This is a genomic window from Arthrobacter alpinus, from assembly GCF_001445575.1.
Lineage (GTDB): Bacteria > Actinomycetota > Actinomycetes > Actinomycetales > Micrococcaceae > Specibacter > Specibacter alpinus_C.
The window spans coordinates 3,504,499-3,525,947 of the sequence record NZ_CP013200.1 but is presented as its reverse complement, the minus strand read 5'-3'; the positions used below and the strand labels follow the sequence as shown (position 1 = coordinate 3,525,947).

The 21,449-nt window shown below is 58.2% G+C and carries 21 protein-coding genes and 1 pseudogene; 11 read left to right on the top strand and 11 right to left on the bottom strand.

Annotated features, from left to right (window positions below):
- Positions 1-42: 42 nt before the first annotated feature.
- From AS189_RS15795 to AS189_RS20885, 3 genes are all read right to left on the bottom strand, one after another.
- On the bottom strand, positions 43-384 hold the full coding sequence (locus AS189_RS15795; RefSeq protein ID WP_062290968.1) for a hypothetical protein: 342 nt from the start codon (positions 382-384) through the stop codon (positions 43-45).
- A gap of 175 nt (positions 385-559) precedes the next feature.
- A complete protein-coding gene (locus AS189_RS20890) occupies positions 560-853 on the bottom strand; it encodes an ANTAR domain-containing protein (RefSeq protein ID WP_237759887.1) in 294 nt (97 codons plus the stop codon).
- A 104-nt stretch (positions 854-957) separates the two neighbouring features.
- Positions 958-1,290: a hypothetical protein gene (locus AS189_RS20885; protein ID WP_237759886.1), complete on the bottom strand. Its 333-nt coding sequence runs from the start codon at positions 1,288-1,290 to the stop codon at positions 958-960.
- Positions 1,291-1,748: 458 nt separating this feature from the next.
- On the opposite strand from AS189_RS20885, the gene AS189_RS20065 reads away from it, so the two are divergent.
- On the top strand, positions 1,749-2,171 hold the full coding sequence (locus tag AS189_RS20065) for a hypothetical protein (RefSeq protein ID WP_129587305.1): 423 nt from the start codon (positions 1,749-1,751) through the stop codon (positions 2,169-2,171).
- Between the two features lie 427 nt (positions 2,172-2,598).
- A complete protein-coding gene (locus tag AS189_RS15775; RefSeq protein ID WP_062290971.1) occupies positions 2,599-2,880 on the top strand; it encodes a YegP family protein in 282 nt (93 codons plus the stop codon).
- Between the two features lie 340 nt (positions 2,881-3,220).
- Here the strand turns inward: AS189_RS15775 and AS189_RS15770 are convergent, their stop codons facing one another.
- Positions 3,221-3,562, bottom strand: coding sequence for a hypothetical protein (locus AS189_RS15770; RefSeq protein ID WP_062290968.1), 342 nt, complete (start codon positions 3,560-3,562; stop codon positions 3,221-3,223).
- Between the two features lie 282 nt (positions 3,563-3,844).
- On the opposite strand from AS189_RS15770, the gene AS189_RS15765 reads away from it, so the two are divergent.
- From AS189_RS15765 to AS189_RS15755, 3 genes are all read left to right on the top strand, one after another.
- Entirely contained in the window at positions 3,845-4,369 is a 525-nt protein-coding gene (locus AS189_RS15765) for a DUF4304 domain-containing protein (protein WP_160320847.1), read from the top strand.
- Between the two features lie 191 nt (positions 4,370-4,560).
- Positions 4,561-4,986, top strand: coding sequence for a GNAT family N-acetyltransferase (locus tag AS189_RS15760; RefSeq protein WP_062290962.1), 426 nt, complete (start codon positions 4,561-4,563; stop codon positions 4,984-4,986).
- Positions 4,987-5,118: 132 nt separating this feature from the next.
- On the top strand, positions 5,119-5,637 hold the full coding sequence (locus tag AS189_RS15755) for a GNAT family N-acetyltransferase (RefSeq protein ID WP_062290959.1): 519 nt from the start codon (positions 5,119-5,121) through the stop codon (positions 5,635-5,637).
- 137 nt (positions 5,638-5,774) lie between these two features.
- Here the strand turns inward: AS189_RS15755 and AS189_RS15750 are convergent, their stop codons facing one another.
- The 3 genes from AS189_RS15750 to AS189_RS15740 form a co-directional block, all read right to left on the bottom strand.
- On the bottom strand, positions 5,775-6,563 hold the full coding sequence (locus tag AS189_RS15750) for a tetratricopeptide repeat protein (protein WP_160320846.1): 789 nt from the start codon (positions 6,561-6,563) through the stop codon (positions 5,775-5,777).
- Between the two features lie 220 nt (positions 6,564-6,783).
- Complete coding sequence (locus AS189_RS15745) at positions 6,784-7,704, bottom strand: TIR domain-containing protein (protein ID WP_062290954.1); 921 nt, start codon at positions 7,702-7,704, stop codon at positions 6,784-6,786.
- Between the two features lie 106 nt (positions 7,705-7,810).
- The gene (locus AS189_RS15740; protein ID WP_062290949.1) at positions 7,811-8,647 is read right to left on the bottom strand and encodes a hypothetical protein; all 837 of its coding nucleotides are present in this window, start codon (positions 8,645-8,647) and stop codon (positions 7,811-7,813) included.
- Between the two features lie 247 nt (positions 8,648-8,894).
- On the opposite strand from AS189_RS15740, the gene AS189_RS19620 reads away from it, so the two are divergent.
- The 3 genes from AS189_RS19620 to AS189_RS15725 all read left to right on the top strand — a co-directional run bounded on the left by AS189_RS19620 (position 8,895) and on the right by AS189_RS15725 (position 10,917).
- Positions 8,895-9,491, top strand: a complete 597-nt coding sequence (locus AS189_RS19620; protein ID WP_082634363.1) for a recombinase family protein — start codon at positions 8,895-8,897, stop codon at positions 9,489-9,491.
- A 551-nt stretch (positions 9,492-10,042) separates the two neighbouring features.
- Positions 10,043-10,294: a hypothetical protein gene (locus AS189_RS15730; RefSeq protein ID WP_062290942.1), complete on the top strand. Its 252-nt coding sequence runs from the start codon at positions 10,043-10,045 to the stop codon at positions 10,292-10,294.
- Entirely contained in the window at positions 10,291-10,917 is a 627-nt protein-coding gene (locus tag AS189_RS15725) for a DinB family protein (protein WP_237759885.1), read from the top strand. The genes AS189_RS15730 and AS189_RS15725 overlap by 4 nt, the downstream gene beginning before the upstream one ends.
- Here the strand turns inward: AS189_RS15725 and AS189_RS15720 are convergent.
- Positions 10,906-11,394 carry a GNAT family N-acetyltransferase gene (locus tag AS189_RS15720; RefSeq protein WP_062290939.1) on the bottom strand — a complete coding sequence of 163 codons (489 nt, stop codon included), beginning with the start codon at positions 11,392-11,394 and terminating at the stop codon, positions 10,906-10,908. The two genes, AS189_RS15725 and AS189_RS15720, sit on opposite strands and share 12 nt — an antisense overlap.
- 96 nt (positions 11,395-11,490) lie before the next feature.
- A complete protein-coding gene (locus AS189_RS15715) occupies positions 11,491-11,688 on the bottom strand; it encodes a hypothetical protein (protein WP_129587303.1) in 198 nt (65 codons plus the stop codon).
- Between the two features lie 292 nt (positions 11,689-11,980).
- Between AS189_RS15715 and AS189_RS15710 the strand changes: the two genes are divergently transcribed.
- Together AS189_RS15710 and AS189_RS15705 are read left to right on the top strand one after the other, a co-directional pair.
- Positions 11,981-12,385: a VOC family protein gene (locus AS189_RS15710; protein WP_062290933.1), complete on the top strand. Its 405-nt coding sequence runs from the start codon at positions 11,981-11,983 to the stop codon at positions 12,383-12,385.
- A gap of 57 nt (positions 12,386-12,442) precedes the next feature.
- Positions 12,443-13,531 (top strand): NAD(P)/FAD-dependent oxidoreductase, encoded by a 1,089-nt coding sequence (locus AS189_RS15705; RefSeq protein ID WP_062290930.1) that lies wholly within the window; start codon positions 12,443-12,445, stop codon positions 13,529-13,531.
- Here AS189_RS15705 and AS189_RS15700 read toward each other — a convergent pair.
- Complete coding sequence (locus AS189_RS15700) at positions 13,528-14,172, bottom strand: LysE family translocator (RefSeq protein WP_062293861.1); 645 nt, start codon at positions 14,170-14,172, stop codon at positions 13,528-13,530. The two genes, AS189_RS15705 and AS189_RS15700, sit on opposite strands and share 4 nt — an antisense overlap.
- A gap of 125 nt (positions 14,173-14,297) precedes the next feature.
- Here AS189_RS15700 and AS189_RS15695 point away from each other — a divergent pair.
- Positions 14,298-15,520, top strand: a pseudogene (locus tag AS189_RS15695) (amidohydrolase family protein).
- Between the two features lie 115 nt (positions 15,521-15,635).
- Here the strand turns inward: AS189_RS15695 and AS189_RS15690 are convergent.
- Positions 15,636-21,122, bottom strand: a complete 5,487-nt coding sequence (locus tag AS189_RS15690) for an endo-alpha-N-acetylgalactosaminidase family protein (protein ID WP_062290927.1) — start codon at positions 21,120-21,122, stop codon at positions 15,636-15,638.
- Positions 21,123-21,449: the final 327 nt, after the last annotated feature.

Genomic DNA, 21,449 nt, shown 5'->3' with positions numbered 1-21,449 from the left:
TCGGACCCCCAGTTGCTCTGTAACGATGATCAATCCCGGTTGCTAGTCGATGAGTGGTCGTTTCCCCTCTCCTATTGCTTTAGCGCGGATCGCGTATTCCTCCTCGGTGATGGCAGTCAGACCTGGACACGGCCCATCATCAGGTAGGGCAGTGAATCCAAAAGCGTAGCTCCACGGGGATTCTTCAAACCCGACCCAATCTGTGAGGATGTGCATGAAGTTGGGATCGGTGATTCGTCCAGGATGCCCTCGGTAGAGGAACAGGGGCTCATCATCTCGGCGATCGACAATGATGTCATCCTCAAGGTTTAGAGCAACAGTCTGGCCTACGCGGAAAAGCTCGTAAGGAAGCGGCGGGGGTTGATTCTCAGAAGAGTGCGACACGCTTAATCCAATCTGGGCACGGAGGCTGGTAGGCAACACGATAAGTTACAGCAAGCCCGCAGGGGGAACCCTCACTGGGACGGGTTTGTCGTATCGGGCGTCCTTTTCCGTTAGTGGTGGCGGATTGAGGAGTCGATGTCGTTGTTTGAGGGCTGGTAGGTGGGTCCGGACTGCCTTATGGTTCGAAGTGGGTGGTTGGTGCTTCCAGATCTTTTTCCGCGACCAGGGCTGCTGCGATCTGGCGTAGCTTGATGTTACGTCTGGACGAGGCGGCCTTGAGGATCTCAACGGCACGTTTTTGACTGCAGTTGTTTTGTCCCATGATCATTCCCACGGCAAGGTCAATGGTTGTCCGGGATTTCATCGCTTCCACAGCGTCGGTGGCGGTGTCTTGGTGACGTGCCATTCTCAACGCAATAGCGAAAGCTTGGGAGGCTTCGTCGGCATAGCCTTGTGCGAGGTTCTTCATTTCGGCGGTGAATTTGTGGGGAATCTTGCTGTAGAGGTTCAGCGCTGCCTGGTCTCCCTGCTCGAGTTGGAAAGGGACGGCCAACACCGAGCGGATCCCGCGGTCTACGACGTTTGGGAATATTCAGGCCAGCGTTCTTCGGCTTGCAGGTCGGGGATGTGTTCGAGGGTTTGGTTTCGTGCAGCATTGAGGCATGGCCCGTCTTTGTAGCTGTATTGAACTTCGTCCAAGTCCTGGGCGTCTTGGCTGCTGCTGGCCACGGTGGCGGCGCGTTTATGCCGCAGCAGTGTGATTCCGCAGAGGACTTCCTCGCTTGCATCGGAGAGTTCATGAACGGCCAGGCGGGTTAGTGCGTTGAGGAAACTTTCAATTTCGCTGGATTCCAAGATTAGCCGCTGTAGATCGCGGCTCTTGGTCACCCGGTGGTCATGTGTCACGAAGCGGCCCCTGCGTCACAGACTTCATCCTGAGCGATGGCCCCAGAAGCGCCCATTTGATGCGGTGCGACTGGGAACCCTCTGAAGGTCGTCTTCGAAGACATGTCTGGGCTGACTGCTTAACCCATCCCTTCTGCCCCAACCTACTCTCAATGCGCGTGTGATGGTGCGGTTTCGTCCGGGTAGTTTTTGCGGCACCTCATTTTGCAAGCCCTGCTCTTGTACACCCCCATGTAGCGGCAACCTTAGGATTCCGCAGTCCAAATGGACACATTCACTGTGATGGATGTAACATGCTAGGCAACAAACCTCATGGTTTATTGCCTAAGACAATGGCAGGGTGGACCACCACCCACATCGGTTATCGCATGGCCGGCATCTATCGGAATCATTCCAGAAAACGATGCCACGTCACGGCGATGACTCGCCAGACTCGTAGGACTGCCAGGAGAAGCTACGTGACGAATGATCCGTTCACCATTCATCATGATGAATTTGTCGACGGTATGGAATCGACATTGCAATGCGAGGGCTGTCAAACGGCCAAGCACTTAATGATCGAATCTATTGGTCCCATCCAGCCGATAGTCGTCGGCCGTGTTGCAGTGGAGTATAGCTGCGGACAATGCGGCTCCTTCTTCGGTCATGACGCCACCGTCCAGCAGGTGGCCAAGCTCCTCAACGCCACGGCCACTGCGCCGGGGATCTTGCATTTCGGGCGCTACTTCATCCATTGTGGTGAGCCGATGGATGAACTTGGGGGCAGTGTTTCGCATCTCCACCCTCCAGTAGGCGGCCACACCGGTTCTCCTGACCGGGTTTCGCTTCGAACTCGCCGGCTCAAATGCCAGTGTGGATTCCAACTGGAAGTGCCGCTATGAGGCAACTAGGAAGCGACTTCATTCCCAGAGCAACCGTGGAAACGGTCCTTTCGTCAGGAAAATTGGGTCACCCGGGCCTAGTTCGTGCCACATTAGGCACCCGCGAGGTCGGGACGGCGCAGGTCTTAGCCGGTCAATCATGCCAGACGAAGGAGAACCAGTCGGGGCCCGACTCGTTATCGGGTGACCGGTCATCATCCTCCGTCTGTAGTAGCGGTGACCTCCCGGTGGTCGGCAAGCTTCAAGGCGACACTGCCTGGAAACCTGTTCCGATACGGCTCAGCGTCGAATCGATCACCCAGACCAAAGACCCAGGGAACTTTCCGTCCGGGCGAGAACTAGACCAGAGTCAGTTCGCTCGGAAATGGAGTCAGCAAAGGGCCCGGGCATTAACCCATACATCGCCGTCGAGTAAAGAGGAGAAAAAATGACTGGAAGAATCGAACTGCATCAGGAGACGAACGGACGCTACCGGGCAAAACTGGTCGATGACCTTAGAAACATACTCGCCGTCTCCACGGAGTTCGAATCGAAAAAGGCGGCCCTCGACGGCATCTTTACCCTGCGGGAAATTGCCGGCACAGCGCACATCAGCTACTGCAACTCCCAAGAAAATACAGCGGAACACGCACTCCGTGGCCCCACCCCGGAAAGTCTGAAACCGCTCCTACCCACGACACTACCGAAAGAATTCTGGCCTAACCGGTAGCAGCCAACGGGTGGCTAGGGGACACAAAAACTGTCGATCGATAGCGGATCGGCACTGGCCAGCCCATGAAGCAGCCCACAAACCTGTCTTCCACGGGAACCTTGTATGGGAAAGTGGAAGGCCCTGTATTTCATGAGGAGGAAATTTGGGGGAGCCCCGACTAGGCTGGCTCCTAGTTTTGCCGCGTAGGGTTTTAGCGGTTTACACCTGCAAGTAGATAATTTTCTGAGGGCGCGCCTTATTATTGGTTCAGCTTGTCGGTGAGCGCAAGGGTCGATCGTTCCGTATGCACAAGGACGATTAGGCGCAGTTGCTCTGTAACGATGATCAATCCCGGTTGCTAGTCGATGAGTGGTCGTTTCCCCTCTCCTATTGCTTTAGCGCGGATCGCGTATTCCTCCTCGGTGATGGCAGTCAGACCTGGACACGGCCCATCATCAGGTAGGGCAGTGAATCCAAAAGCGTAGCTCCACGGGGATTCTTCAAACCCGACCCAATCTGTGAGGATGTGCATGAAGTTGGGATCGGTGATTCGTCCAGGATGCCCTCGGTAGAGGAACAGGGGCTCATCATCTCGGCGATCGACAATGATGTCATCCTCAAGGTTTAGAGCAACAGTCTGGCCTACGCGGAAAAGCTCGTAAGGAAGCGGCGGGGGTTGATTCTCAGAAGAGTGCGACACGCTTAATCCAATCTGGGCACGGAGGCTGGTAGGCAACACGATAAGTTACAGCAAGCCCGCAGGGGGAACGCTCTACGGGACGACATACGCGCTTGGATGGGTGCTCAGTGATGGAGCATGCCTGTAGGCGTAGGTCGTATCCCTGCCTCTCAACCAGGGCGAAAATTACTGCGTCTGGACGGTGCTTCTTTCTGCACGGCCTGTCAACTTTATTGGTGGTCCTTCAGATTGATCCCGCATGTATTGACCACTTTAGGCATGCGCTGGGCGAGACTTGGTGATGTGGATACAGCGACGACGATCGAGACGACGTTTGCCAGCGTGCTCAAGGCCCGCGGCTTCCGTAAGCGTGGGCGGAATTGGTTCCGCACGACGCAGACCGACGATTACCAGATCGTCAACCTGCAGAAGTCACCGTGGGGAGGGGACTTCTACGTCAATCTTGGTTGGTCTCTACCCGACGCTACAAAGGCATTCCGATCGGAGATCCAGTGCGATCTGCGTCTCCGAGCAGAAGCAACGGATGTCGTTTTGCCAATTACGTTGGAGAGATCGGATGGTCTGACTGCCCAGGAGGTTCCAGGAACGATTCTGCTCGACACTGGGGTAAGTGAACGCATTCCTGAGGAGACCTTCATCAGGCAACTTACTGACGTCATAGTCGTCCCCGTCGCAGACCTTATGGATCGCACACCATCATTGGTCCACATGGTGCCTTTTCTGATGACGAAGCCCTGGTTCGCGACGCTAGCGCTCCGCAAAGAACTCGAGCTCCTTGGACATAAGCTGCCGACGAAGTGGCGCTGAAGTGTCCTCTTCTCGTCTAGGACGGACGATAAAAGTACGGGAAAAGTCGGAGTGGATCTTCGAGTCCAGTCAGCTCATGGGCCAACGATAAACAAAAGCGCATTCCCGAAGGTGGAACCCTCTGCGGACTGATTCGCTTTGGCCGCACCAAAAGGCCCATTTTGGCCGTATAGCTGTGCAACACTGATCCGATGTTGCCATACCGGTTCTCCACCTCCGCCATCATTTCCGACGATGAAGTGCTTGCACTCTACGAATCTGTGGGGTGGACCACCTACGCCAGCAACCCTGAATTGCTTGGCCGGGCGATAAGAAGTTCATCGTTTGTCGTCACAGCCTGGAGCGAAGATGGCCGGCTCATCGGCCTGGCTCGGGCCATCTCCGACGATGCAACGATCTGCTACGTCCAGGACATTCTGGTCCATCCTGATTCTCAAGGAGCCGGAGTGGGACACGGGTTGTTCGCTCAAGTCGCGGAGAGGTATCAGCACGTGAGGCAGACAGTCCTCATCACCGACGATCAGCCGCAGCAGCGCGCCTTTTATGAGTCCATGGGACTTACCGAAGGCGCAGACTTCACCCCGGAACGCATTCGTGTCTTCGCACAGTTCCGCTAATTTTCCTGGCTAGACGAGAATCATGTTCCGGTCGTGGAACCTCTTACGGGGCAGCTGCTCGGGAATCCGTTCAATTACCCTACTTTTTGGTTATCGTCGGCTCACCGCCTGCGGTGAGCCTAGGCTGTTGGGATGGGCATGGAGTATCGAAAACTGAACTTGAGTGACGCGGCGGAATTGCAGGGCTTATTGGAATCCAATCCTGGCTATACACGCCGAGTTTCAGGCCGCGACCCTCAAAGCGACGACAGCCAAGCAATACTCACGGCTTTGCCTCCTGGTATCAACGTGGATGCGAAACATGCTTGGGGATTGTGGGAGGACAAAAGACTTGTGGCCTTCGTGGATGTGATCCGCGGATACCCGGGCCCGGAAGTGACCTTTATCGGGCTACTGGTGACGGCCGGAGATCAATCGCGCCGTGGACTGGGAAGGACTTTGTACGAATACGTATTGGCTGAAATTCGTAGATGGCAGGGCATTTCCGTCGTGCGCCTTGGCATCGTGGCATCCAACGCCGAGGTGGCCGAGCCATTCTGGCGATCTCTCGGATTCGCAAGGACGGGAGAATCGAAACCCTACATCGATGGAACCGTAACCAGCACGGTGACCCTATGGGAATACTCCATACCCTTCCCGAACCCAATGTAAGAATATCGAGGACCACCGTGTCCCGACCCGACACAGCAGATCAGAGCACTGGAGTGCAGATTCGGCCCCATGCCGATTCAGGAACCATCTGCGGGACGATGGATCATAAGAACGCCAACTAACGCGCCCGTCCATGCTTACTTCAACTGAACGTGCCGTTGTTTGCCGCGAATTTCATGTAAGACCTTCGACGATAATTTGTCGCCCTTCTGTGCCGCCTTCTTTAGGAGCGACTTGCCCTCTCGTGTGTTCCCGGACTGCCAGAGTGCAAGGCCCAGGTTATGCAGCGCGTTTGGTTCGCCGGCTTCCACACTGCGACGAAGGAGTTCAATCTCCTTGGCCGTGTTGCCCGCCTTCGAGTAGAGATCGGCCAAGACAACAAGGACATCGACTTCGCCGTTTTGGAGGTGCTTTTCAAGCAGGTTGATCGCACTATCAAGGTCAAGTTCGTTAGTGGTAATGATGTATTCCACCGCCGCCTCGGCGCTGTTTTCGCTACCTTCTCGAAGGACCTTCACCGCTGATAGCTCATCCCCGGTGGCCCGATACGAGCTGGCCAGCCGGAGCGGTACGAATGGGTTACTGCCGGCCAGCTGAAGCCACTTGATAGCTTCGGTATGCCTTCCCATCTCCCAGTTCACTTCCCCCAAAGCAAATGCGGCATTCGGATCTCCTGCAGCATGTGCTTTCTTGAACTGGACCAGGGCTTCCTTGGATCGGTTCATGTCATGAAGCAACGTCCCGTAGTTTAAGTAGGCTTCGTTCACACCGTGCGCAATGGCCAGTTGGTACAGGACTTCAACCGCTTCAGACTTGGATATCTGTCGGAGGTCATTGGCTGCATTGAATAGGCCGTCGGGATCGCCGGATTGGATCATTTCCACGGACGACTGAAAGTCCACTGACTCTGCCTCTGTGCTCTTCAATGCGGCGCCTAACGTCGGGTCCCTGCTGGAACGAACGGAAAAACGCAGACCAAGGGTCGGCATCGTAGACAGAATATGGCAGCAGGTCCTACTGAGCAAGAAATCTATACCCACACCATAAAGGGAACCCGCTGCGGACAGTGATCCGGGAGCCAGCTTTTCAGTCACTCAAGATTAGAAAAACACTCTCGGCTTCAGGGCTTTCATATACGGAACATTGTCAGAAGTTAGACTTGTAACCGAGTCCGGCGAGTTCCTTAAGTAGCTCGATTTTCCAGTCCTGACCACGAACATCCACCATGCCTTTGATATCACCAGGAAGTTCTACCCCAAAATTCAAGACGATTACGTTCTCTCGCCTGAGTTTTCCGTAGAAATAGCCGAGCTCAAACACGACATTCTGACGCGCCCTTTCCTCTATCGCTTCGAGGTTATTCTTTGCCCTGGCCTCGTCGTCCGGTGTCATTATGACAATGGCACAGGCTGCGTCAGCTGAGTACGATTCGAACTTCTCAATGAGAGTCTTACCACCACTCAACTGTTTACTAAGAACCACCGGCGTCACTCCCACTGATTCTTGCACCCACTCAGACACCTCACGCCGGAGTCCATCCTGATGGCCATGCACCAAAAATATTTCCCTTGGTGGAGCCGTATTGGTCTCAGCTTGGTGGACTGCTTCTATCTCTTTTGCCGTAATCAGCGCCACTTTCGGCACCTGTCCAAGGCGCTCCTGTACGGCCGGAGGAACTGATTTTGGAGCCGGTTTACGTTGCTCTTCTGAAAGCTTGAAATCCTCTTCCAGTGAATACCCTGCATCTTGGAGCACCTGATGAAGGTGGGCTTTGGCTTCATCCGCTTGCTCCGAGTCTTTGGACCAAAAAGAATTGGAATGTCTCCTTAGCGCGTCCAAAAGCCCCTTCATGAGTGCATAAGCCTGTGCATCGTCGGCTCTCAAAAAAGCATCAATAATCTTTTGTTGCTTGCTTCCTTCCGTCTTAGGCAAACCAGCAGCAGCAATTTTTCGGTCAATTACTGAATGTGCTGGCCCGTCCCCATTACTCCAAAACTCGGCAAAGGGATCTACAAGAGTACGGCCAAGATCGGATCCGGATGGTGCGGCATCAGTAAAGAAGTACATACCACTATTATTCATTGAAAATGAGGAACACAGCGCACCCCTCCCGCTCCCAATGAACCAACGTACGCGCTGGCCTAACCATTGCTGGGATTCCAGAGCTGATGATTCAATCGTCGGCGGAAACTCTGGGTAGGTCTATTTCTTGGTATTCAAACCACGAAGTAACGTCGGCGCCTGCCCGCCACCGCGCAGTGAACCATAGAAACCCGATGTGGTAAACGTAGTCGATTCCGGAGAACTCACCCGCGGAGATGTGGTAAACGTAGTCGATTCCGGAGAACTCACCCGCGGATTGGTAGACATCGGCCTCGAGTAGTCCAACGAAACTATTTAAGCCGTCCTCAAATCCATCCCTGCGCATCATCTCGTGTGCCTCGACGGCACGGGGGTTCACGTACAGCATGAAGCACACCGAGGGGCAACGTTCGAAACCATCCAGAAATTCAATGAGTTCCTCGGGTATCTGTAGCTCTTGAGTGGCCAGCATGCAACCAAGTTGCTTGCCGAAGTAGCGAGCCAGGTTCCGTGCTTGTTCTTTCCAGTCCAGGCCGTAGACTGCTTGCCAATCGAGCCGTTCCCGGGCGGATATCTCGTCGATGTGTTCTACCAGAAAAGATTCAAAATGGTCGTAAGAACGGTCGAACGGTTGGCTTTTGGCGTTATTGCAGTTGGCGCACAAGTTCTTGCGCCAACGTATCTGCGTACCTTTCTTGAGGCTTTGAAGTGTCCCCTCGTAGTCAGAACTTTTCTTATAGACAGTGCTCGGCACAATGGTGCCGTCGTCCGATCTAGCTACCCGGCGAAGCGTTGAAGCTTTGAACCTATGCTCTTCGGTGGTGGCCACGTCCCCGCACCACCAACAGAGATCATTGGCAGGCACGCGAAGATGCTTTAGTGCTGGATCCAAGTCGAGAACACCTGTTTTTTTCCGTGCATCGTTCATCCAAGCATTATCTCCTTGACTCGTCCCGATTCCGGCTAAGAAGCGGTGTCCTTTGGTATCGAAGCGGCCAGCCATCTCACAAGGGGTATCGGGTATCGACGTTGCTAACCCCGTCCCGCAAGCCGGTCCCTCACCGGACGAACCATCTCCTGACCAGCGGTTATGTGATCGCGGCTTTTGGACTGTCCCGTAGGGGTAGCCCGGTGAGCTGTCGAGTGAGCGGGCGTCATGTGGGACACTGCTGAGCATGTCTGAATTACTAATTGGGTATGCAAGGGTTTCCACCGACGAGCAAGACTTGACCGCGCAGCGTGACGCGCTGGCGGCCATGGGTATAGGCGAGGATCGGATCTACGTAGATCACGGACTGACTGGATCAAATAGGAACCGTCCAGGTTTGCGTGAGGCGTTGGCTGCTTGCCGTGCCGGGGACACGCTCGTTGTAACCAAGCTGGATCGACTGGCTCGCTCCGTAAGGGATGCCCATGAGATCGCTGACCAGCTTGCCAGTCGGGAGATCAAGTTGAATATTGGAGGATCGGTCCACAATCCGCTGGATCCCATAGGGAAACTGCTTTTCAATGTTTTGGCGATGGTTGCGGAATTTGAAGGAGATCTCATCCGGGCGCGAACGCGCGAAGGAATGAAGGTCGCTAAGGCCAAAGGCCGCTTGCGCGGGAAGCCACCAAAACTTTCGCCAGCCCAGGAAAGCCACCTTGTTAAGCTTCATGAAGCTGGCGAGCACAGCATGTATGAAATCGCCGAGCTCTTCTCTGTCGCACGGTCAACGGTTTACCGGGCGCTCGAGAGGGCGAAGAGGACAGGTGACAGCGACCCGAGCTAGTGACAGACTCCTGGTCTTGATGGCCTGGACGGTTTCGCCACCACGGCCACCTCAAGGTGTGGACGCAGGCTAGCGCTCGGGCCAATCCTGGTATTCCAACCGTGAAATTTGCGTCCCGGGATCCACTCGAGCCGGTATCTGTTGTCTGGTCCGTGCCGCTCTGCCAAACCGTAGGAGCGGCGCAAGGGCAATCCGCCGCTTGGTAGCTGACTTTGAGGACATCTTTGGAGCCAAAAGGGGGAGTTCATCCAGCCGAAACGGGGAGCAGTTCGTTTCTGGCTTTAAATAGCTCTGACCTGCAGTATGAAACCGCAGGTCAGAGGCTCGTTTTGATGCCCCAGGTGGACTCTAGCCGGCGGCCCCGAGAATCAGGGGTCTATTCGAGTGCTGGAAAAGAACGGGTTCTCTTGGGAAGGGCGGCTGCGTTCGCATCGGCTGGTCCGTGGGAAGCGCCGAGATTCCATGCTCTATTCCATTCTGCGAGGGGAATAGTGACTAGCGTATGATGTGGATCACTAAGGTTTTTACTCTAGTCTCAGGAGTTGGCCGCCATGCAAGAACTTCGAAATCTACCCCGATGGGCACTGATCTTTTCCTCCTGCGTGGCTGTCATAGCCGTTGCCTTTGTGGTCATGGGGGTATTTGACCTACTGACGGGGGCTGGGACGGACAGGCTGGCGATGGATGTCCTGGCAGCAGCTGCATTCGCGTTTGCTGCGTGGTCCATCGCCGTCAAAGGGAACCCCTCACTGTCGCGAGGTCGAGATGAAGCACCCAACCGTCGGAGTCCCCTGGAGTGGTGACACACATCAGTGATGTTGCCAAGGCTGAGTTACACCGATATTTGCAAGAGGGCCGCGACGCGATGGTGTGGAAACTTGGGGGACTCTCTGAATACGATCTGCGTCGTCCCCTAACAACCACTGGTACCAACCTGCTGGGGCTGGTGAAGCATTTGGCAGGGGTCGAGGCTGCGTACTTCGGTGCCGTCTTCGGCCGGCCCTTCCCCGAGAATCACCCTTGGATGGCAAGCGACGCGCCGGAGAATGTGGACATGTGGGCCACCGCAGAGGAGTCCAGCGAAGAGCTCGTGGCCCTCTACAAACGAGTGTGGGCCCATGCCGATACTACGATTTCCGAGCTCCCGATGGAGGCAAGCGGTCAGGTGCCGTGGTGGCGAAAGGCAAGTAACCCTGTCAGCCTGACCCGCATCTTGGTGCATGTCACTGCTGAAACATTGCGGCATGTTGGTCACGCCGACATTGTGCGCGAGTTGATCGACGGCAGCGTCGGACACCGGGACGATAACGACAACATGGCGGAGGGGAACTCAGCCTGGTGGCACAGCTATCGCGAGAACTTGGAGAAGGTGGCCAGCAGTTTCGCAGGGCCAGAGCTAGCTGCGAGGTCCTCGCTAGAGGATTAGTTTGAACCCCACATGAGAGGCGGTGAAGCCCAGCCGCTCGTAGAACCTGTGCGCGTCCTGACGGGCTCTGTCACTGGTCAATTGGACCAAGGCGGCGCCACGCCGTCGTCCTTCTTCTACAGCCCACGTCATCATGGCCGATCCCAGCCCGTTTCCACGCAACGTCTCATCCACTCGCACCGCCTCCACCAGTAATCTCGTGGAACCCAAGCGGGCAAGGCCTGGAATGAGGCTCAGCTGCATCGTGGCAACAACATTCTCCGCGTCATCCACAACCACAATTAACTGCTGCGCCGGGTCGGCGTCAATGGCGCGGAAGGCCGCGATGTAGGGAGCGTGGTCCTGGGCAGCAGCAGAGTTCTCGGCCGCTCGAATGGGATCGTTGTTCATGAGCTCAATAATGGGCACGACGTCGGACTCGACCGCCCTGCGCAGGCGGAAGTTTGCGCCGGACAGGGTGAAGATTTCCAAGACCATGGTTTTATCCTTTCACGGCCGTGCGTGCATTGGTGGGCGTGAACGCGAAGCGCCCCGCAGCAGCAGTCGCTTTGTTGGGCTGTCAGGGAGGCTGGGCTACCAGGGAGACAGAGCCGTTGACGCATCGAGGGGCCCGCGGCCGGCAAGCCATGCCATGAAGGAGCGGCGATCAGCCGGTGATTCAAGGCGCTCAGGGACAGCGGCGAGCAGCTCTGAGAGATCCCACGCCACATAGTCATCCGGCCAGTCCGAGGGCGTGTAGCCCATCCCGAGATCCACGTGGTGCATTTCCACTTCGCGCAGCCTGTGAGCAGGACACTCGGAGGCGCCATAGTGCCCGCCGCCACATATTTTGGAATGTCTTTACCCTCCAAGGCGCCTGACAGGCGGCGTGCATGGCCGTCGGCGTTACGTGCTCGGGATCATTCTCAAGGTTCACGGGACTATCAGCCTCTCTTGGTTACTGCTCTCTTCGGTCAGCCTTCCATCATCTGTTCAGCTACGGCAATTTCATGACCGAGGGAGGACATGCGCGGCGGGCTCCACGATAGGGAAGTGCCTGCTGGTTCCGTGCAAGACTCGGTGGATGACTGAGATTCCTCTGGGCACGTTGCACCATGTTGAACTGTGGGTACCTGACTTTGCACGGGCCACTGATGAATGGGGCTGGCTACTTTCCAGCCTTGGCTACGAGTCCTTTCAAACGTGGCCGAACGGACGCAGCTGGAAACAAGGCGCTACCTACATAGTCGTGGAAGAGTCCCCGGCTCTGAGCGCGCGAATTCATCAGCGGACGGCTCCTGGATTGAACCACTTGGCTTTCCACGCAGGCACGGCAGATCATGTTGACGCTCTCTCAATGGAGGGAGTTGAGCACGGTTGGAAAGCACTGTTCGCAGACAAATATCCCCATGCTGGCGGCGCCGGACACTACGCTGCATACTTGGAAAATTCTGCTGGTTTCGAAGTCGAGCTCATTGCCAGCACGTGAAGCCACAGCCACCGCACCAGTTGGCGCAAGCGCCGCTTGATGTGTCACCATGGCGCCATGGAAACGCATGTATTGATCATTGGTGGCGGCATTGCTGGACTGTCTCTGGCGTGGCAGTTGGCGCCGGCTTTCCCCGTTATTGTGGTGGAAGCCGAGGAAACGCTGGCCTATCACACCTCCTCGCGCTCGGCCCGGCAGATGCAGCCCAGTTACGGGCCCGCTCCTATTCAGGAATTGACGCACCGGAGCATTGCCCTCGTGGAGCAAATTTCCGCCGGCCTCTCCTCGCCCATCCTGATGCCCCGCCTCATGATGACACTTGGAACGGAGGCCCAAGTTCAGGCTCTCGTGGACACGCACACTTCCTTGACCGCGCTCGATCATGCTCAGACCATGCACCGCAGCCCCGATCTGCGCCCGGAGACCTTTGAAGCCGCAGCACTCGATGAGACAGCCCGCGAAGTGGACGTCCCCGCCCTTCTGGACTTTTACCGGCGCGAAGCCGTAGCGGCAGGTGCGGTGGTTCTTACAGGGCACGCCGTCACGGAAGTTGAAGCTGCGGGTACTGGCTTCACGGCGACGGCTGGTGGGCAGAAGTTCACAGCCCGGATAGTGGTTAATGCGGCCGGGGCATGGGCAGACGACGTGGCGCGGATGGCGGGTGCCCGCCCACGTGGTCTGAGGCCCTACCGGCGCAGCGTGGCCATCGTTCCCACTCAATTCCCAGTGGATCCGGCCGGGCCCATGGTGGAGCCAGCCGATGAGTCCTTCTACTACAGGCCCGACGGCGGGCACCTCCTGATCTCCCCTTGTGAGAGCGTCCTGGCCGAGCCAGGTGACGCACAAGTGGTGGAGGCAGACATCGCCCAACTGATCCAGCGCATTGATGCCGTGACCACTCTGGGGATCACCGGCGTCGTCCGGGCATGGACGGGGCTGCGCACCCAGCCGGCCGACGGATTGCCGGTGGTGGGAATGGATGCTGACGTGCCCAACTTTTTCTGGCTGGCCGGGCAGAGCGGCTACGGTATTCAAACGTCGGCGGCACTGGCCACTATGGCTGCGCAGCTAGTCACCGGGACACTACCTGATGAGGACAGCGCGTTGGCCGCTTCGCTGAGTCCTCAGCGTGCTGGACTGAACTAGCTGGTGGCCCCGGAGGCCACCACGCCCACGCCCAGCACGGCCAAGATGCCGCTGCTGATGCGTTCAATGAGGGTATTGACCTTGGGCTTGCGCAGCCATTTCATGGCCCGATAGGCGAGGAATGCGATGGTGGCTAGGTAGAGGAAACCGATGATCGCCAAGGTGAGTCCCAGAATCATGGCAATAGCCAGGGTGTTGGCGCCCTGAGGGATGAACTGGGGAACAACGGCTAGGTAGAATAGGCCCACTTTGGGGTTGAGCAGGGTGGATACGACGCCGGCGCCATAGCCGGCACGCTTGCTGTAGACCAGCGGTTGGTGACCGTCGCCGCCCGCGGCAATCCCGGCTTTGGCGGCCTTGCGCGCCTTCAAAAATGAGGAGATTCCCAAGTAGAGCAGGTACAAACCACCGGCAATCTTGATCCAGCGGAATACCTCCGCGGACTGTTCCAAAATGGCGGCCAAGCCAAAGCCCACCAAGGCCGCCCAGACCAATGCGCCCGTGCCGGAACCGGCGGCCGCAGAAATGCCCGCGCCCACTCGGTTCAATGAAATGCGCAGCACCATAAAGGTGTCAGGTCCGGGAATGAGGGCCAGCATGAGGCACAGTCCGGCAAAGGCCAAGAGGGAAACAAAGGTCATGAAGTCCATTGTCCGGTCAAGTTTCCCCCTCCCGCAAGCTGGTCGGCGTGCTGGTGTCCGTTATCCCAGACTTAACTCGGCGCCGAGGCGCCCAAACCAGCCCTCCGCCGCCGTACGCTAGGGCCATGAGCGAACTGATCAGCAATATTGGCGAACTGATGACCCAAGACGGGGAGCTTGGCACCCTGCGCGACGCGGCCATGGTGCTTGAGGGCGAGCGCATTGCCTGGATCGGCCCCAGCAGCGAGGCGCCGGCCGCCGATAAGCACACGGATGCGCAGGGGAGGGCGGTCCTTCCTGGCTGGGTGGATTCGCATTCGCACCTCATCTTTGCCGGGGACCGGACGGCCGAATTCGAGGCGCGCATGGCCGGCGAAAGCTATAGCGCCGGCGGAATTGCGGTCACCGTGGAGGCAACGCGCGCGGCCACCGACTACGATCTCACCCGCCTCGGCTTGGGCCGCGTGGCGGAAGCCGTATCCCAGGGAACTACTTATCTCGAGACGAAAACCGGGTACGGCCTGGACGTCGAGCAGGAGGGTCGGAGCGCCAGAATCGCCTCCACCATTGCCGATCAGGTCACCTTTTGGGCGCACATCTGGTCCCCAGCGGCATGGACGCCGACTCCTACACCGAGCTGGTCTGCACCGACATGCTCGATGCCGTGCGCCCCTACACTGATTGGGCCGACGTCTTTTGTGAGCGTGGCGCCTTCACTCCGGAACAGTCGCGAGCGGTGCTCACCGCCTGCCGCGACTCCGGCTTGGGTCTGCGCGTGCACGGCAACCAGCTGGGTCACGGAGCGGGTGTTGAGCTCGCTGTGGAGTACGGCGCGGCGAGCGTTGACCACGTGAATTTCCTGACGGAGCACGACGTTGCGCTCCTTGCACAGTCCTGGTCCGGTTGGGATGAGGTTGCCAATGCGGGGCGCGGGGCGGGGCAGCGCGGCACAGTCGCCACGGTACTTCCGGCCTGCGATCTCTCCACCCGAGCTCCGTTGGCTCCCGCCCGGACGCTACTGGATGCCGGCGTGCAACTGGCCATCGCCTCCAACTGCAACCCCGGCACGTCGTACACGTCCTCGATGGCATTTTGTGTGGCCACTGCCGTGCTGCAGATGGGGCTGAGTATCAATGAAGCCGTCCGGGCGGCGACCTATGGGGGAGCGCTGGCGCTGGGGGTCGAATCCGGCCGGGACGAGGATGGTCAGCGAGCTGTGGGTTCGCTGGCTGTGGGTCACCGTGCAGATGTGCACATGCTGCGAGCGCCGTCAGCGACGCATTTGGCGTACCGTCCGGGCATGCCGCTGACAGCCGGGGTGTGGCGGGCCGGGGTTCGGAAGGCCTAACCGCGGCTAGGCGAATAGCTGGGGGATAGCTACGGTTACCAGCATGAAAGAGGGGCGTTGGGCTTGTGAAATTCACAAGCCCAACGCCCCTCTTTTTACTGCCCTGACTTACCAGTTAGCCATGGTTGCGGCGCCGGCGGACCAAGAAGGTTGCCGCACCGCCAAACAGGGCCAGCAAGGCCAAGCCAAGGATCGGCAGAAGACCGTTGGCACCTGTGTGGGAGAGTTCTTCCCCTACGGCAGGATCCGTGGTGGCTACTGCACCCGGCGTGCTGACACCTGGCTGAGTTGCACCGGGGGTTGTGGTGCCCGGAGTTGTTGCTGCCGGGTTGCTTGCACCGGGTGCGGTTGCGCCTGGTGTGGTGGGCGTACCCGTTGCCGGGGGTGTGGTGGCACCCGGCGTGGTGGGTCCTGTGGTCGGCTCCGTGGTTGGCGGCTCCGTGGGCTCCGTGGGCTCGGTGGTCGGCTCCGTTGTCGGCGGAACCGTGGGCTCGGTGGTGGGAGGATCGGTTGGTTCCACTGCCAGTGCGCTCACGCTCAGGTTGAGCGTGCCCGTGGCTGCCGTGCCATTCCTATTCGTACCCGTGACGGTCAGGGTCGCCGGGCCCACCTTTGCATCAGCCGGTACTACCAGGCTGAACGTGGCCACGCCCTGATCGTTGGCAACAGCCGTGAGGCCATTGTCAGCGGCCTGTGCGGCCAAGGCGGCCTGTGCAGCCTCGCCCGTTGTCAGTGTCAAGGTGGCTGTGGAGCCAGCTTTCAGATCAGCCACGGTCACCTTGTGCGTGGAACCCTGTTCAAGCGCGCTGCCGCCCTCCACCACGGGAGCCAGCGTCAAGGCAGGAACCTCATCGCCACAGCTGAACTTGGCGTCTGCCCAGTCAGCCCACTCGTCGCCGTTCAAGCCGGCGACCTTGATCTTGGCCGCGTTCAAATCGAGGTAGCGGACACCCGTGACATCGACCTTGAAGGTATAGCCGACATCGTCAACGGTCAGCTGCGGTGAGGTGGCCAACGTCTTGCCGTCTCCTACAACGGTGAACACCACGTTGCCGCGGTGAGCCTTGGGCAGCTTCGCATCATCAATGCCGACAATGGCACTGAAGGTGGTGCATTGTCCGCCGAGGTAGAAGCGGATGCTGGAATCAGCGTGAACGCCGAGCCCCTTCTCGTAGACCTTCCCGTCAATGGTGAGGGGAGCGCCGTCGCCCTCGGCACTTTCGCCGTTATTCTGATCGCGCTCAACAGGACCCCATTCGTTCTCCGGGGTGCCGACGAACTCCAAGTCACTGGCAAAGACGTCCTTGGTGGGAGCTGCCGGAGGTTCGCCAACAGTGTTGATGGCGATGGATCCGGTGGCTTGCTTGCCGTTGCTGTCGGTGCCAGCAACCGTAATGCTTGCATCGCCCAGGGCCGCATCGGCGGCAACCTTGTAGCTAAAGGTGGCCACGCCTGCTGGGTTGGCTGTTGCCTTGCCCAGTTCCACGGTGCCCAGAGTGAAGGTGGCCTCGGATCCGGCCAACAAGTCAGCCACCGTAATGGTGTAGGCCTTGCCCTGCTCCAGCGGACCGCCAGGGTTGATCACCGGAACAAGTGCCAAGGCCGGTGACTCATCGGAGCAGAGGAACTTCGCATCGGCCCAGTCAGCCCAGTCATTACCGTTGCTGCCATTGGGGTCAACCACCAAGTCAACGTACTTGGCGCCCTCCAGGTCAATGGTGATCGGCAGTGCCGCGGAGGATCCGGTCAGAACACCGGAGTTGTAGAGTTCCTTGCCGTCGCCAAGAATCTTGAAGATGACAGATCCGCGTGTTGCCTGGAAATCATCAATGCCAATGACGGCAGAGAAGTTGGTGCACTGTGCCCCCACAAAGTACTTGATGGATGAGGCTGCGTGAACACCAAGGCCCTTGTTGTAGACCTTGCCATCCAGCATGAGAGCCGGGCCGTCCTTCTCGCCCTGCTCGCCGTTGGTTAGATCCTTCTCGGCAGGTCCCCAACCATTGGCGGGGGTGCCGATCCACTGCATATCAGAGGCATAAGTATCCTTTGTGGGAGGGTGAGGCATGGTGTAGACACCCAAGGTGGACTCGGCCTTGCGCACCCCGAGGGGAGCCACAGTAGTGGTGTACTCGGAGTTCGCCGTGATGTTGTAACTTCCATCGGCTGACGCCGGTGCCACCACATTCCACCGGGTGACCAGCTTGGCGCCCGGGGCAAGAGTTGCGGCGGTAGCTGACGTTACCGGCGTTGCACTCCAGCCGGCAGGCAGCTGCAACGTAACTTTTGCGTTGGACACGGCAGCGGGCTCATTGGAGACCAAGGTGGTGGTGAACTCGTTGTCAGCACCTTGCTCAATGATGGGTCCGCTCTGGCCAATCGACAACTGGGCACACGCCGGGGTTGTTGACGATTCGCCCAGGTCACGCACTAGCAGGTTATCCAAGGACAAATCTGCCGCTGTGGAACCGTTGCGCAGCAAACCTACGAAGCTATCGCCGCAGGCGCTCGCAGTGAAGTTCTGCACCCAACGGCTTGTCTGGTGCATGGCCGGGAACGGCGTTGACTGTGTCTGAACTGCTCCAGCTGAACCGTCATAGCCGCCAACCCAGGAGTACTCATTGGGCTTCGTTGACTGGTAGTTGAAGGAGATCTGGTAGTCATGGCCCGGCTTAAACGCCATGGTGGACATGGTGGTCCGGTAAACCAGCCCACCGTTTTCCTCATGAGCGTGCAAGGAGAATTCGCCGTCAAGGACATCATCCATGACCTTGCCATTCCACCCCTTCTGCGTAAACGGTGCGTGGATGGGGGCAAGGTGCGTGCGCGGATCAGTGTTGCCACCGGCGTTGCCCTTGACGAACGGGCCCCAGCCCTGGTCAACGTTTTCAAAGTCCTCTGCGAGCACCACTCCTGTGGGGGAACCAGGGACGACGTCGGCCGCGCTCACCTTTGCGGTCTTGACCACGCGAACGTCATCGACCAGAACAGCCGCTGCTCCGGCTCCCGCGGAGATCTTTAGAACAGGCGTATCGCCATCGTTCTTCACATCAACGAGGACGCTCACACGCTGGGCGAAGGTGCGGTTCTTCTGATCCGCCGCCACCGTGTTGAACAGGGGAGAGGAGTTGATGATGTTGGTGACGGCTGGTGAGCCGGACACCGTTGTACTGAGAGACGTCTCACGCTTGCCGCGCGGGTACGTTTCCTTGCTGTCCAGCGTGGGGTCAATTTCAACCCAGGCGCTGACCGAGTATGTGCCCTTGGTGAGTGCGCCCAGAGTCTGCGTGATGCTGGAAGCACCATCGCCCAAACGTGCGGAGGTCAGGCCCTTGGCTGAACGCGCCAGCGTTACATTGCCCTGAGGATTCCACGCCGCCAAGGAGCCGGAGTTGAAGCCAGGATCATTGACGCCCATGCCGTAGCCCCAGGTGGTGTCGGCGTTGGGAATGACGGTCTCCGAGGCGGAAATGGCAGGTGTGGTGGCCAGAGCCGTAGTGGGAACCAGGACGTAGGCAGTATTGGCTTTCGGAGACAAGGTCACCTTGCCGCCGGTCACGGCCACATCGCTGACAAATTTACGTCCCTGATCCGTGAGCTCATACAGCTTCAAGGAGGTCTGATTGGCAAACTCGGGAAGCAGTGTCCAGCTCTGGGCTCCACCCGCCAGGCTGTAGTTGTACAGCTTGGTCTGCTTGTCGGCGTCGTTAGTGGCAGTTTCGCCAAACTCCACCATCTCGCTGGCCCACGGCAGGAGATAGTCGTGGCCCTTGAGAACCTCAACACTGTCCTGGGTGATGATCCGGTTGTCCAAGGAGGTTCCCGTCACGCTCAGGTTGTTCTCGAGCGTGATCGCCGCAGGTGTCCACGTCTTGATTTCCTGCTGTTGCAAGAACTTCACCGGAACGTTGTTGTCCCAAACGTTCTTCATGAACGCGTTGTAATCGTTCTGGCCGGTCCAGCCCTGCCACTCAATGATGTGCTGGGTGCCCAGCCGGGGATCCGGGTTCCAAATATCGCGCTGGGTGTTCTGGGCGAAGCGGATAATCTCCGAGTTCCAGCCCTTCAGCGTGCTTCCACCGTATTTTTCATCGACGGCCCAGTGAGACCACGTGTTATTGCGGACCATGGAGTTGGCGAACTCGGAGGATACCGAGAAACCGGTGTCCATGATGTTTCGCTGCAGGCGCTCGCCGACCCAGCCGGACTCGTAATACACATCAATGTAGTTGGCGGTGAGGTTGTCATCCGCTGCTGCATCGAGGCCTGCAATACGGCTGTTTTGGTCCCCGGAGAGGACGTCGCGACGCTGGTCAATGTAGTAGGACTGCTCCAACCAGTTCCAGCCCTTGCTAGCAGGCGCCTTGATGAAGCTGTCACTGAAAGCCTTGGACTCCGGGTAGGCCTCGGTGTTGTTCATGTGCACGCTAAACGTTGCACCATAATCCTTGGCCTGGACCAGCAGCGAGTTCATATCCTTGATGCCGCCGGCGCGTTCATTCCAGTTGCCGCTGAAGTCCGTATTGGCGGAGTCGTGGCCTTCAGAGGTGAAGCCCTTCAACAAGGAGAACTGGCCCAATCCATCCGTGGCCAAGGCGATGTGCTTGACATCGTCAAGGGTGCGCAGGAACGGGTTGGTTGCCTGGCTGGCAAAGTTAAAGGGGATGTTTTGAACAACACGGTTTTTGACATCTTCCCAGCCCTTGGGCCTGTACTGGATGTCACGCGAAGCAATGGCGCCGTCTTGCCAGTTGATGGTTCCATCAGCATTGGCGTCACCGGTGATGATGACCTTGGCCTCGGGAAGCGGTTCGGTTTGCGTGGAGTCCTTAGCCCGGTAGAGCCATGCGCCGGAGGAGATGCCAACCTTCTTGTTGCCGCCGTCGGCCTTGATTTGGCGCCAGAAGCGGCCCCGCTCCGATGCGGCCAAGCCGTTGTCTGCGGGAGACCATGCGCCGTCGTAGAGTGAGTTGCTCTCGAACCCTGCGGCCAGGTTGCCGTTGTTGGCAATGGCAACCATAGAGGTCTTGGCGGCCGCGTCAACGGCTGTGCCCGCGGTAATGGGAGTGATGGTGTCACCGGAGATGGCCCTGTCCGTGGAGACCACCGCGGTTGCCACGGATGAGCCGGACTCGGCCGAGGAGATGGTCACCAGGTCCTGGTCCACAATCTGGATGCGGTTGACCTTGGCGGCACCAGTTTCCTTGATCTCGGTGATGTTGAACGTGAGCACGTTCGTCTTGACCGAGAGCTTGGCCTTCATGGTGACGCCGGCCATTCCGGGGACAGCGATGTCGTAATCGATGGACGTGCCGTCGGCGGCGAGCTTAGAAGTCACCGTCACGGCTTGATCCACGGCGTTGATGCGCATTGTGGTGGCGACGGCAGTGGCGCCAGTCATGGATTTGCCGGCAAGCGTGTACTTCAGCGCTTGGGGGAACGCGGTGGAGACCTCAACGGATAATTCCCCGGAGGCAATCACCGCCGAACCCTCTGCCGCCATGGCAGGAATAGCCGCGGCGAGGGGAATGATGGTGCCGGCCATGACGGCGCCAGCAACTCCCATCCCCAACCACTTGCGGTGGTGTCGAGCGAGTGACATCAAGAACTCCTTGAACATCTTCTGTGCGGGCCCAAGCACGCATTTTTGCGCGCTTGGTCTGATGACGCTTGTTACAGCCGCAGCGTGAAAGGTATGACCTGCATCACGCTGTTATCCATAACAAAGTATCATTATTGTCCCCACATGACTCGGATGACAAGCATCTTTACGGCGCCCAGGGAAAACAATGCCCAGGGCACGCCCGTCGCGAAAGTGATTGTTTGTGATGTTTTCAGCGCGCAAGCGATCAAGATGTGTTAGAATTTTGTCAACGAAAATGCTTTACGCAACGCCTCTGTGGCAGCCGTGAAGCGCCTATCAAGGAGA